The sequence below is a fragment of the Streptomyces sp. NPDC005706 genome, from assembly GCF_040631045.1.
GTDB lineage: Bacteria > Actinomycetota > Actinomycetes > Streptomycetales > Streptomycetaceae > Streptomyces.
Genome location: NZ_JBEXYS010000025.1, coordinates 11,796 through 24,705 on the forward strand (window position 1 = coordinate 11,796; position 12,910 = coordinate 24,705).

At 70.9% G+C, this 12,910-nt stretch carries 9 protein-coding genes and 1 pseudogene; 2 read left to right on the top strand and 8 right to left on the bottom strand.

Translation table 11 applies throughout. The annotated features are described in order from the left end of the window. Positions 1 to 81: 81 nt before the first annotated feature. Complete coding sequence (locus ABZ478_RS29420) at positions 82 to 2,208, bottom strand: ATP-binding protein (protein WP_359553893.1); 2,127 nt, start codon at positions 2,206 to 2,208, stop codon at positions 82 to 84. 287 nt (positions 2,209 to 2,495) lie between these two features. Here ABZ478_RS29420 and gabT point away from each other — a divergent pair, with 287 nt between their 5' ends. Together gabT and ABZ478_RS29430 are read left to right on the top strand one after the other, a co-directional pair. Beyond that, positions 2,496 to 3,830 (top strand): 4-aminobutyrate--2-oxoglutarate transaminase, encoded by a 1,335-nt coding sequence (gene gabT, locus ABZ478_RS29425; RefSeq protein ID WP_359553894.1) that lies wholly within the window; start codon positions 2,496 to 2,498, stop codon positions 3,828 to 3,830. 376 nt (positions 3,831 to 4,206) lie between these two features. Next, positions 4,207 to 4,863, top strand: a pseudogene (locus ABZ478_RS29430) (phosphatase PAP2 family protein); the annotation flags it as partial. Here the strand turns inward: ABZ478_RS29430 and ABZ478_RS29435 are convergent. The 7 genes from ABZ478_RS29435 to ABZ478_RS29465 form a co-directional block, all read right to left on the bottom strand. Then, entirely contained in the window at positions 4,805 to 6,619 is a 1,815-nt protein-coding gene (locus ABZ478_RS29435; protein ID WP_359553895.1) for a glycoside hydrolase family 18 protein, read from the bottom strand. The pseudogene ABZ478_RS29430 and the gene ABZ478_RS29435 overlap by 59 nt on opposite strands. Positions 6,620 to 6,688: 69 nt before the next feature. Continuing rightward, the gene (locus ABZ478_RS29440; RefSeq protein WP_359553896.1) at positions 6,689 to 7,162 is read right to left on the bottom strand and encodes a hypothetical protein; all 474 of its coding nucleotides are present in this window, start codon (positions 7,160 to 7,162) and stop codon (positions 6,689 to 6,691) included. A 123-nt stretch (positions 7,163 to 7,285) separates the two neighbouring features. Continuing rightward, complete coding sequence (locus tag ABZ478_RS29445) at positions 7,286 to 8,716, bottom strand: FAD-dependent oxidoreductase (RefSeq protein WP_359553898.1); 1,431 nt, start codon at positions 8,714 to 8,716, stop codon at positions 7,286 to 7,288. Between the two features lie 23 nt (positions 8,717 to 8,739). Continuing rightward, entirely contained in the window at positions 8,740 to 9,540 is an 801-nt protein-coding gene (locus ABZ478_RS29450) for an ABC transporter permease (RefSeq protein ID WP_359553899.1), read from the bottom strand. Continuing rightward, the gene (locus tag ABZ478_RS29455; protein ID WP_359553900.1) at positions 9,541 to 10,470 is read right to left on the bottom strand and encodes an ABC transporter permease; all 930 of its coding nucleotides are present in this window, start codon (positions 10,468 to 10,470) and stop codon (positions 9,541 to 9,543) included. A 2-nt stretch (positions 10,471 to 10,472) separates the two neighbouring features. Continuing rightward, positions 10,473 to 11,636, bottom strand: a complete 1,164-nt coding sequence (locus ABZ478_RS29460) for an ABC transporter ATP-binding protein (RefSeq protein ID WP_359553902.1) — start codon at positions 11,634 to 11,636, stop codon at positions 10,473 to 10,475. Next, a complete protein-coding gene (locus tag ABZ478_RS29465) occupies positions 11,633 to 12,880 on the bottom strand; it encodes a spermidine/putrescine ABC transporter substrate-binding protein (RefSeq protein WP_359553904.1) in 1,248 nt (415 codons plus the stop codon). Before ABZ478_RS29465 ends, ABZ478_RS29460 begins: the two co-directional genes overlap by 4 nt. Positions 12,881 to 12,910 lie beyond the last annotated feature (30 nt).

Sequence of the window (12,910 nt, forward strand, 5' to 3'; positions counted from 1 at the left end):
GATCATTTGGCCGCCGCGTACGAACAGCCTATGCCGATTCTGCCGCACCGTACGGTCCGCCGATGGCCGTTCGGCCCTGCCTCAGCCCCGCAGATCCACCAGCAGCGGCGGCGCGTGCTCACCCCGCACGGTCGTCAGCGACAGCACCGCGTGCCCGGGCGGCACCCCGTGCGCCAGCTCGGAGGCGGACCAGCGCTCGCGCTCCACCTGGCGGACGGTGACGGCCCGGGCGGTGGGCGCCTGCCCGGTGATGACCCGGCGCAGCATGTGCACGGCCTTGCCGGCCGGGGTCTCGGCGATGATCTGCCGGTCGGTGACGTCCCGGGTCTCGGTCCACTCCTTGCCCCACACCTCGGCGAAGTCCTGCCCGTCCCAGGGGGTGAGCCCGGACAGGGCCATCCGGCATCCGGTGGAGCCGAGCAGCGGGCCGCGCAGCGGCCGGGGCACGTCGTCCAGGGTGCGCAGCGTCAGCACGGCGCCCGCGCCCGCCGACCGCAGCCGCTGGATGCCCCGGACCGCCTCGGGGGTGACCACGCCGGAGGCGTCGTCGAGGAGCAGGCAGGCGAACAGCGACCGGTCCTCCCGCGCCGTCACACTGGCCGTGAACTGGGCGAGCACCAGCCGGGCCAGGATCCGGGAGGCGTCGGCGTGGCCGCGCTGCGGCAGGTCGATGCGGACCCGCACCGGGTGGTCGAGTGCCTTCAGCGAGAACGGCCGGGACTCCCCGGTGGTGTCGAAGAAGGCGGCGAAGGCGGGCCGGTCGAGCAGTGCGACCCGGTCGGCGAGCACCGCGCCGACATCACCGGGGTGGGCCATCTGCCGCTCGCGGGCGTCCAGTTCGCGCAGCAGCGAGGCATGTCCTGTGTCGGTGAGCGCCTTGCGGAGGGCGGCCAGCGGGCCGGGGGTGCCGTCGAGGAGCTGGCGCAGCTCGGGGACGGAGGGGAAACGGCCGTGGACGGCCCGGAAGGGGCCGAGGAGCTGGGCGAGGACGGTGGTGGAGCGTCGGCTGTCGCTGCCGGGGTGCGGGTCGGCGAGGTCGCCGACGAGGGCCTCGGCGAGTATGGCGGCGGCCTCGTCCGGGTCGGTGGTGCCGCCGTACAGGTCGAGGTCGTAGACGGAGTCGGGGTGCCCGACCCGCACGACGACGTCGTAGGACTCGGCCGGCCCGAGCCCGGCGCCCGCCGCGCCGACGACCACGAGCGCGGCCTGTCCGGCGAGCGCGTGCAGGCACAGCGACTCGGCGAGCGGCCGGACCACGGAGCCGGTCTTGCCGGAGCCTGCCGGGCCGACGGCGATGAGGGAGGTGCCGAGCAGCTCGGGCCCGAGGGCGAGTCCGGCGCCCCGGTAGTGGTAGGGGTTGCGCGGGTCGTCGGCGGTGGTGCCGAGCCGCACCTGACCGGTGACCAGGTCGTGCCGGGCCTGCCGGGCGGGCAGGTCGCGCTCGCCGGAGGGGTGCGGGCAGGCGGCGGCGCCGTCCCTGAGCACGGCCCCGGTGAAGGTGGCGAGGCTGTGCGCGCCGGACCGCACGCCCTGCCAGGCCCGGCTGATCCGGGCGTGGTCCACGTCCCGCATCAGGCCGGCCCGCGCGTCGGCGGCCAGCCGCGCGGCGGCCTCGTGCGCGCCGGAGGCACGCAGCTGAGGCCACTCGGCGGGGTCCTGTTGGGGTGCGGGGGGCGGTTCGGTGGCGGGCGCGGCCGGACGCCAGGCGGGCGGGCCGTAGCGCCGCCAGACCTCGCCCCAGCGGCCGAGCCGGCCGACGACGAGCATGATGACGACGGCGATGAGCGTGTAGTACGAGTACCAGAGAACGGCGTTGCCGACGCGGCTGTTGCCCTGGCGCCAGGAGTCCGGGGTGAACAGCTCGAGCGGCAGCACCCACCAGCCGCCGAGGTAGCCGTTCCACAGCAGGGACCACACCAGCCAGCCCACCAGGAACGCGATCAGCGCGCCGCTCAGCAGTTGCCGGGCGGGGATCAGCTCGGGTTCCTGCTCGGGCCGCGGCCGGTGCCCGAACCGCCACACGCCGGGCGCCGCCTGCGGCCTGGACGCCCGCAGCCAGGCGAGGAAGGCCGAGCCGTCCGGCCGCGGCGGCGCGCCCGGCGGAACCGGGGGCATGGGCGGTAGGGCGGCGCCCTCCGGGGGCACCGCCGGGCGCGGCACCGGATTCGCATGCGTGCCGCGCGCGTCCCGGGTCCCGTCGCTGTCCATGGCCCTCTCCCCCTGACCTGCCGTTCCGTCCACCGTCAGCGAGCCAATCTAACGCCCCGGGAACGGCAGTTCACCGCTTACGCGGCCGGGCGGACGGCCGGTCCTGGCACATCCGTCACCCGTTGCTATGTCCACCACGGACAACGGGCCTCGCAGACAACGCCCACATGGAGCATGCCCACCCGCCTTGCCCGGCCCTAACCTGCGAAGAAAGAGACAAGCGTCCGAAAAACGCACCGTCCGGAACCCCCGGGAACACCCGGTACGCAAGATCACAGGGAGCCCCCATGACCGCACTTCCGCAGGAGCGCCGCGTCGCCACCGCCATCCCCGGCCCGAAGTCGCAGGAGCTGCAGGCCCGCCGCACCGCCGTGGTCGCGCAGGGCGTGGGCTCCACGCTGCCGGTCTTCGTCACCCGGGCCGGCGGCGGCATCATCGAGGACGTCGACGGCAACCGTCTGATCGACTTCGGCTCCGGCATCGCCGTGACCTCGGTCGGCGCCTCCGCCGAGGCCGTCGTGCGGCGCGCGGCCGCCCAGCTCGCCGACTTCACCCACACCTGTTTCATGGTCACCCCGTACGAGGGCTACGTGGCGGTCGCCGAGGCTCTCGCCGAGCTGACCCCGGGCGACCACGCCAAGAAGTCGGCGCTGTTCAACTCCGGCGCCGAGGCGGTCGAGAACGCCGTCAAGATCGCGCGTGCCTACACCAAGCGCCAGGCGGTCGTCGTGTTCGACCACGGCTACCACGGCCGTACGAACCTGACGATGGCGCTGACCGCGAAGAACATGCCGTACAAGCACGGCTTCGGTCCGTTCGCCCCCGAGGTCTACCGCGTCCCGGTCGCCTACGGCTACCGCTGGCCGACCGGTCCGGAGAACGCCGGCCCCGAGGCCGCCAAGCAGGCCATCGACCAGATCACCAAGCAGGTCGGCCCGGACAACGTGGCCGCGATCATCATCGAGCCGGTGCTCGGTGAGGGCGGCTTCATCGAGCCGGCCAAGGGCTTCCTGCCGGCCATCCGCCAGTTCGCCGCGGACAACGGCATCGTGTTCGTCGCGGACGAGATCCAGTCCGGCTTCTGCCGTACCGGCCAGTGGTTCGCCTGCGAGGACGAGGGCATCGTCCCGGACCTGATCACCACCGCCAAGGGCATCGCCGGCGGTCTGCCGCTGGCCGCCGTCACCGGCCGCGCCGAGATCATGGACGCCGCGCACGCGGGCGGCCTCGGCGGCACCTACGGCGGCAACCCGGTGGCCTGCGCCGGTGCGCTCGGCGCCATCGAGACGATGAAGGAGCAGGACCTCAACGCCAAGGCGAAGAACATCGAGGCGGTCATGAAGGCCCGCCTCGGCGCCATGGCGGAGAAGTTCGACATCATCGGCGACGTGCGCGGCCGCGGCGCGATGATCGCCATCGAGCTGGTCAAGGACCGCGCCACCAAGGAGCCGAACCCGGAGGCCACCGCGGCGCTCGCCAAGGCCTGCCACGCCGAGGGCCTGCTGGTGCTCACCTGCGGCACCTACGGCAACGTGCTGCGCTTCCTGCCCCCGCTGGTGATCGGCGAGGACCTGCTGAACGAGGGCCTCGACATCATCGAGCAGGCCTTCTCGCGCATCTGAGCGACCCGGTCGCACCTATGGACAGTTCCTGCGGCAGGCCGTGTGAAGAAGGTGTGCGGGGTGGATGGCGGGACGCGATTGCGTCTGCCCAAGCGCCCCGGCCTGCCGTAGGTTCTACCCAGATGAGAGATACACCCCGCCCACAGGGGACTGTGGGCGACCTCAGGCCGGGGCCTCCCCAGCTTCGACCTGGTCGTGCCCTCGCGCACACAACCGGGGCCTGACGGCTCCGGGATCTCCTCACCGATCGGACGGTCGCCGCCCCAAACCCCCCGGGGCGAGCGACGTTCCGGTCCGGACGGCCGCCCCGGAACCACCCCCCCTGTTCCTGGGCGGCCGACCTCCTTCCCGGCCGAAACCTGCCAGTCTGTCCCTCATGGCTGTGCTTCTGGGTCTGTGCCTCCTCCTTCTTCTCCTCTTCGCGGTGATCACCTGGCAGGTGGTCGCCGACGGCCCGCTGACGCGTGTGGACGAGCGGCTCAGCGGGGCCCTGGTCCACCCGGACCGGTTCTCCGGCGGGCTCTCCGACCTCGGCAACGTCGAGGTGGCGGTCCCCGTGCTGCTCCTGGCCGCCGGGTACGTCGCCTGGCGCGGCCGCGCCGCGGGCACGCACCTGTGGTGGCTGCGGCCCGCCACCGCGGCCGCCCTGATGGCGCTGGTCCCGGCGGTCGTGGTCCCGCTGAAGGAGTGGACGGACCGCCCGGGAACACCGGTGTCCCCGGGGACCGGCTACTTCCCGTCCGGCCATACGGCGACGGCGGCGATCGCGTACGGCTCAGCGACCCTGCTGCTGCTTCCCTGGCTCCGCTCCCCCGCCGCCCGCCGGCTGCTCGTCGGCGGCTGCGCGGCCCTCGTCCTCGGCGTCTCCTACGGTCTGGTCCGCCGGGGCTGGCACTGGCCGCTGGACGTGGTGGCCAGCTGGTGCCTGAGCACCGTGCTGCTGACCACCCTGTTCCTCGTCCCCCGTGCCGTGCTCAGCCGAAGTAGCCGTCGAAGTTCTTCTGGAACTCCCAGTTCGCGTAGCGGTCCCAGTTCACCGACCACGTCATCAGACCCCGCAGGGCGGGCCAGGTCCCGTGGGTCGCGTACGAGCCGCAGTTCGTCCTCTTCGTGAGGCAGTCCAGGGTCTTGGTGACCTCGGACGGCGAGACGTAGCCGTTGCCCGCGTTGGTCGACGCCGGCATGCCGATGGCGACCTGGTCGGGGCGCAGCGGCGGGAAGACGTTGTTCGCGTCGCCCGCGACCGGGAAGCCGGTGAGCAGCATGTCGGTCATGGCGATGTGGAAGTCGGCGCCGCCCATGGAGTGGTACTGGTTGTCCAGGCCCATGATCGGGCCGGAGTTGTAGTCCTGGACGTGCAGCAGCGTCAGGTCGTCGCGCAGGGCGTATATGACCGGGAGGTACGCCCCGCAGCGCGGGTCCTGTCCGCCCCACTTGCCGGTGCCGTAGTACTGGTAGCCGTTCTGCACGAAGAAGGTCTCCGGTGCCATGCTCAGCACGAACCCGGAGCCGTACTTGGCCTTCAGGGTCCTCAGGGCCGAGATCAGGTTGGTGATCACGGGGGTCGTGGGGTTCTTGAAGTCCGTGTCGTTCGTGTTCAGGGAGAGCGAGTGCCCCTCGAAGTCGATGTCGAGGCCGTCCAGGCCGTAGTCGTCGATGATCTTGGAGACCGAGGCGACGAAGGTGTCCCGCGCGGCCGTCGTGGCGAGCTGGACCTGGCCGTTCTGGCCGCCGATGGAGATCAGCACCTTCTTGCCGGCCGCCTGCCTGGCCTTGACCGCCGCCTTGAAGTCGGCGTCGCTCTCCACGTTCGGGCACTCGGTGACCGGGCAGCGGTTGAACCGGATGTCGCCGGAGGTGACCGAGGTCGGCTCGCCGAAGGCGAGGTCGATGACGTCCCAGCTGTCGGGCACGTCGGCCAGGCGGGTGTAGCCGGAGCCGTTGGCGAAGGTGGTGTGGAGGTAGCCGACCAGCGCGTGCGCGGGCAGGCCGGGTGAGCCGCCGCCGGTGTCGGCCGGGGTCGTCGCGGTCACGGTGGCCGACTTCGCGGACTCGCCCGCCTCGTTGACCGCGGCGACCTGGAAGCCGTACGCCGTCGAGGGGGTGAGCCCGGTGACGGTGGCCGAGGTGCCGCTCGCCGTCCGCACCCTGACCCCGTCGCGGTAGACCGCGTAGCCGGTGGCGCCGGTCACCGCCGACCAGGACAGGGCGACGGAGGAGGAGGTGACGGTGCCGGTCTTCAGGCCGGTGGGCGCGGCGGGCGGCTGCTGCGCGCTCCCGCCCGGGCCGGTGAGGGAGATGTCGTCGGCGTGGTAGGCGCCGGTGCCGTACCAGCCGTGGGTGTAGACGGTCACCTTCGTGGTGTCGGCGCCGGTGGTGAAGGTGGTGGACAGCTTCTGCCAGTCGGCGGCGGACTGGGTCCAGGTGGAGACGTCGGTGGTGCCGGTGCCGGTCGCGCCCAGGTAGACGTAGGAGCCGCGGACGTAGCCGGACAGGGTGTACTGCGCGTTCGGCCGCACGGTCACCGTCTGCGCGCACTGGGCGTTGTCGCCGCCGGCCGGGGTGGCCCGCAACGCAGAGCCGCCGCTGTGCACGGGTGAGGTGACCGTCGTCCCGGCCGTGCAGGTCCAGCCGTCGAGGCCGGACTCGAAGCCGCCGTTCTTCGCGAGGTCCGCGTCGGCCGCGTGGGCGGCCGACGAGAGCGCGGTGATGCCGGGTACGGCCAGCAGCGCGGCCGTGAACAGGGCGAGGAGGGATCTGGGGCGTCGGTCGCGTCTGGCGCGGTCCACAAGGGCCTCCGGAGCGGGGGGAGTTGGAGGGGCGGAGCGCACTCAACTTGGTCCAGACCAATCCTGTTGTCAAGATGTCGGGCCGCTGTCCGCCCCTCTCCCGCCCCGGGCCAGCTCCGCGGCCGCCTCGTGCATCGCCAGTTCCAGCAGCGCGGGGTCGGTCAGCGTCCCCGAGCCGTCCGGCGGCACCAGCCAGCGCACGGTCCGGGTCGCCCGGCCCGGGTACGGCACGACGATCCAGGTGCCGGCTCCGGCGGTACGGATGCCGGTGCCCAGCCAGCGGGCCGCGGTGCCGGGCGGCACGAAGAAGCCGACCCGGCTGTCGCCGAAGTCGACGAGCACCGGGCCGGGCAGGCCGAGGACCCGGGTGAGCACGTCGAGCGTGGGATACCCGAGCTCCCCCGGCAGGATCAGCACGTCCCAGGCCCGGCCGGCGGGCAGCAGCGTGACCCCGAGCGGATTGCGCTCCCAGGCCCAGCGGCAGGCCTCGGGATCCGGCGCGACGGCCACCAGCCACTCGATCGCCGTATTGGCCGCACTCATCAAGAAGACCTCCTCGTTCCTCGGGACGCGGTCGCGTCCAGAAGGAAGAAGGAGGTCCTCCCTGGTGCATTACGCGGGTTGCGGCCCCTCTTTCGAGTGAGCCGGGTCACCCCAGGGCCGGGTTCAGCTGTCGAAGCCGAGGCCCAGCCGGTCCATCGTGCGCAGCCACAGATTGCGCCGGCCGTCGTGCGCGTCCGCGCGGGCCAGCGACCACTTGGTCAGGGCGATGCCGGTCCAGGCGAAGGGCTCCGGCGGGAACGGCAGCGGCTTGCGGCGCACCATCTCCAGCTCGGTCCGCTCGGTGCGCTCCCCGTCCAGCAGGTCCAGCATGACGTCGGCCCCGAAGCGGGTGGCGCCCACGCCGAGGCCGGTGTAGCCCGCCGCGTACGCCACCCTGCCCTGGTGGGCGGTGCCGAAGAACGCCGAGAAGCGCGAGCAGGTGTCGATCGCGCCGCCCCAGGCGTGGGTGAAGCGGACGCCCTCCAGCTGCGGGAAGCAGGTGAAGAAGTGTTCGGCCAGCTTGGCGTAGGTCTCCGGGCGGTCGTCGTACTCGGCGCGCACCCGGCCGCCGTAGTGGTGGACGGCGTCGTAGCCGCCCCACAGGATCCGGTTGTCGGCGGACAGCCGGAAGTAGTGGAACTGGTTGGCCGAGTCCCCGAGGCCCTGGCGGTTCTTCCAGCCGATGGACTCCAGCCGGCCGGCGCTCAGCGGCTCGGTCATCAGCGCGTAGTCGTAAACCGGGACGGTGTACGAGCGCACGCGCCGCAGCAGGCTCGGGAAGATGTTCGTGCCGAGCGCGACCCCGCGGGCACGGACCGAGCCGTACGGGGTGCGTACGGCCATCCCGGCGCCGTACTGCTTCAGGGTGAGCGCGGGTGTGTGCTCGTAGACGCGCACCCCGAGCTCCACGCAGGCCCGCTTCAGCCCCCAGGCCAGCTTGGCCGGGTGCAGCATGGCCACGCCCCGGCGATCCCACAGACCGGCCTCGAAGGTCGGCGAGTTCACCTGCTCGCGCACCGCCTCGGCGTCCAGGAACTCGATGCCGTCGGCGAGGCCCTTGGCCTCCAGTTCCCGGTGCCAGTCGCGCAGTTCCCGGGCCTGGTAGGCCTCGGTGGCCACGTCGATCTCACCGGTGCGCTCGAAGTCGCAGTCGATGCCGTACCGGGCGACGGCGGCCTCGATGCCGTCGAGGTTGCGCCGGCCCAGCTCCTCCAGCCGGTGGATCTCGTCCGGCCAGCGGGTCAGGCCGTTGGGCAGTCCGTGGGTGAGGGAGGCGGCACAGAAGCCGCCGTTGCGGCCGGAGGCGGCCCAGCCCACCTCGCGGCCTTCCAGCAGGACCACGTCCCGTCCCGGATCGCGCTCCTTGGCGTTGAGCGCGGTCCACAGTCCGCTGTACCCGCCGCCGACGACCAGCAGGTCACAGGTCTCGGTGCCGGTGAGGGCGGGCTCGGGGCGGGGCTTGCCGGGGTCTTCCAGCCAGTACGGGACCGGCTGGGCTTCGGAGAGGGCGGAGATCCAGTTGTCTTTGCCACGACTCATGGCGCTCGGGGCCATGATTTCAACTCCCTACAGGGCTGCTACGCCTTCTGGCTGTTACGGCGGTTGGTGATGAGCATCGAGACCAGGACGAACAGCACGGCGACCAGGAACATGGCCGTACCGATGACGTTGATCTGCACGGGCGTTCCGCGCTGCGCCGAACCCCACACGAACATGGGGAACGTGACGGTCGAACCGGCGTTGAAGTTGGTGATGATGAAGTCGTCGAAGGAGAGCGCGAACGACAGCAGCGCGCCCGCCGCGATGCCCGGTGCCGCGATCGGCAGCGTCACCCGCAGGAACGTCTGCACCGGCCCGGCGTACAGGTCGCGGGCCGCCTCCTCCAGGCGCGGGTCCATCGACATCACGCGCGCCTTGACGGCGACGACGACGAAGCTGAGGCAGAACATGATGTGCGCGATCAGGATCGTCCAGAAGCCGAGCTGAGCGCCCATGTTGAGGAACAGGGTGAGCAGCGAGGCCGCCATGACGACCTCGGGCATGGCCATCGGCAGGAAGATCAGCGAGTTCACGGCGGACCGCGCGCGGAAGCGGTAGCGGACCAGCGCGAAGGCGATCATGGTGCCGAGGAGGGTGGCCCCGACCGTCGCCCAGAAGGCGATCTGGAGGCTGAGGGTCAGCGAGCCGCACATGTCGGCGACTCCGCACGGGTCCTTCCAGGCCGCCGTGGAGAACTGCCGCCACTCGTAGTTGAAGCGCCCCTTCGGTTTGTTGAAGGAGAACACGGTGACGACGATGTTCGGCAGCAGCAGATAGGCGAGCGTGAACAGCCCGGCGATGACCACGAGATGACGCTTGAGCCAGGTGACGAAGGGCATTTAGACCAGGTCCTCCGTCCCGGACCGGCGGATGTAGACCGTGACCATGAGCAGGATCGCGGCCATGAGGATGAAGGACAGCGCCGCGGCGGTCGGATAGTCCAGGATCCTCAGGAACTGGGTCTGGATGACGTTTCCGATCATGCGGGTGTCGGTGGAGCCGAGGAGTTCGGCGTTGACGTAGTCACCGGTCGCGGGGATGAAGGTGAGCAGCGTGCCGGAGACCACGCCCGGCATCGACAGCGGGAAGGTCACCTTGCGGAAGGTGGTCCACGGCTTGGCGTACAGGTCGCCGGCCGCCTCGTGCAGCCGCCCGTCGATCCGCTCCAGCGAGGTGTACAGCGGCAGGATCATGAACGGCAGGAAGTTGTACGTGAGACCGCACACCACCGCCAGCGGGGTGGCGAGGACGCGGTCGCCCGCCGTCCAGCCGAGCCAGTCGGTCACGTCCAGGAGGTGCAGCGAGTTCAGCGCGTGCACGACCGGGCCGCTGTCGGCGAGGATCGTCTTCCAGGCCAGGGTGCGGATCAGGAAGCTGGTGAAGAACGGCGCGATCACCAGCACCATGATCAGGTTGCGCCAGCGGCCCGCGCGGAAGGCGATGAGGTAGGCCAGCGGATAGCCGAGCACCAGGCACAGGACGGTCGCGGCGGCCGCGTAGAAGACGGAGCGCAGGAACTGCGGCCAGTACTCGGCCAGGGCGTCCCAGTACGTCGCGAAGTGCCAGGTGACCTTGTAGCCGTCCTCCAGGGAGCCCGTCTGCACGGACGTGGAGGCCTGGTAGATCATCGGCAGCGCGAAGAACACGACGAGCCACAGCAGGCCGGGCAGCAGCAGCCAGTACGGAGTGAACCGGCCGCGCCTGCGCGGGGGCGTCTTCGCGGGTTCGGCGGGGGCGAGGGGCGGTGGCGCCTCTTGAAGCGTCGACATGGTCAGGCGGCCTCTTCCTCGACGGTCTCGACGCCGGCGTCGATGTCCTGGGAGGCGTCGAGTCCGAACGTGTGCGCCGGGCTCCAGTGCAGGACGACCTCGGCGCCGGGGACCAGCCGGCCGTCGCGCTCGACGTTCTGGACGTAGACCGCGAGTTCGTCGCAGACGGGGCTGTCGATGACGTACTGCGTGGAGACGCCGATGAAACTGGCGTCGGCGATCCTGCCGGTGAGGCGGTTGCGGCCCTCGGGGATGGAGCCGGCGTCGTCGGCGTGGGTGAGGGCGATCTTCTCGGGACGGATGCCGACCAGCACCTTGCCGCCGGTCGTCGCCGGGGCGGAACACCGCGCCTGGGGCAGCACCAGCTTGCCGCCGCCGGCCTTGAGCACGATGTCGTCGCCGTTCTTCGTGTCGACCTCGGCCTCGATGAGGTTGGAGGTGCCGAGGAAGTTCGCCACGAAGGTCGTGCTCGGGTTCTCATACAGGTCGCTGGGCGCGCCCAGCTGCTCGACCCGGCCGGCGTTCATCACCGCGACCGTGTCGGCCATCGTCATGGCCTCCTCCTGGTCGTGGGTGACGTGCACGAAGGTGATGCCGACCTCGGTCTGGATGCGCTTGAGTTCGAGCTGCATCTGGCGCCGCAGCTTGAGGTCGAGGGCGCCGAGGGGCTCGTCGAGGAGGAGCACCTTCGGGTGGTTGATCAGCGCGCGGGCCACCGCGACCCGCTGCTGCTGGCCGCCGGAGAGCTGGTGCGGTTTCTTGCGCGCCTGCTCACCGAGCTGGACCAGCTCCAGCATCTCCTCGACCTGCTTCTTCACGCTCTTGACGCCACGCCGGCGCAGGCCGAAGGCGACATTCTCGAAGATGTCGAGGTGCGGGAAGAGGGCGTAGGACTGGAAGACCGTGTTCACGGGGCGCTTGTACGGCGGCAGATGGGTGACGTCCTGGTCGCCGAGGCACACGGTGCCGGAGGAGGGCTCCTCCAGACCGGCAATCATGCGCAGGGTGGTCGTCTTGCCGCAGCCGGAGGCGCCGAGCAGGGCGAAGAAGGAGCCCTGCGGCACGGTCAGGTCGAGCGGCTGAACGGCGGTGAAGCCGTTGTCGTAGGTCTTGCTGATACCGGAGAGGCGGACGTCGCCGCTGTTGTCTGTCGTCATGGTCGTCACGCCCCTGTGAGCTTCGCGAACTTCTCTTCGTAGGCCGTCTCTTCCTTCTGGCTCAGCGAGCGGAAGGAGTGCGACTTGGCCTGCATGGCCTTGTCGGGAACGATCAGCGGGTTGTTCGCCGCGTCCCTGTCGATCTTCGCAAGGTAGGGCTTCACACCGTCGACGGGAGTCGCGTAGTTGATGTACGCGGCGAGCGCGGCGGCCTGCTCCGGCTCGTAGTAGAAGTCGATCAGCCGCTCGGCGTTCGTCTTGTGGCGCGCCTTGTTGGGCACCAGCATGTTGTCGGTCGACGTCATGTAGCCGCTGTCCGGGATGACGAAGTCGACGTCCGGGCTGTCCGCCTTGAGCTGGACCACGTCCCCGGCCCAGGCGACGCAGGCGGCGATGTCGCCCTTGGTCAGGTCCGAGGTGTAGTCGTTGCCGGTGAAGCGGCGGATCTGGCCCTTGTCGACGGCCTTCTGCAGCCGGGCTATGACGGCGTCGAAGTCGTCGTCGGTGAACTTCGCCGGGTCCTTGCCCATGTCGAGCAGGGTCATGCCGATGCTGTCGCGCATCTCGGACAGGAAGGAGACGCGGCCCTTGAGCCTCGGGTTGTCGAGCAGGTCGGAGACCGACTTCACCTCGATGCCGTCGAGCGCCTTCTTGTTGTAGGCGATGACCGTCGGGATGCCCTGCCAGGGGTAGGAGTAGGCGCGGCCGGGGTCCCAGTCGGGGTCGCGGAACTGCGGCGACAGGTTGGTGTAGGCGTGCGGCAGGTTGGACGGGTCCAGTTTCTGGACCCAGCCCAGGCGGATCAGCCGGGCGGCCAGCCAGTCGGTGAGGACGATCAGGTCGCGGCCGGTGGCCTGGCCGGCGGCGAGCTGCGGCTTGATCTTGCCGAAGAACTCGTTGTTGTCGTTGATGTCCTCGGTGTACTTGACCGTGATGCCGGTCCGCCCGCGGAACGCTTCCAGCGTGGGATGGCGCTTTCCGCTGTCGTCGACGTCGATGTACTCGGTCCAGTTGGAGAAGTTCACGGTCTTCTCCTGGGCCGAGTGGTCCTGGGCGGACGTGCCGCCCTGGGTCTGGCCCGCCGCGGGGATCCCGCAGCCGCTCAGCGCCCCGAGACCGCCGACCGTGAGCGCGCCGCCCGCGGAGGCGCGCAGCAGCGACCGGCGGGTCATCGCGGCCCTGCCGTTGCGCAGACTGCGCCGCATGGCGGCCACTTGGGCCGGGGTGAGGCGGTCGGGCTCGTACTGCTCCATGCGCGTGGTGCCCTTTCGGATGGGGTCGGC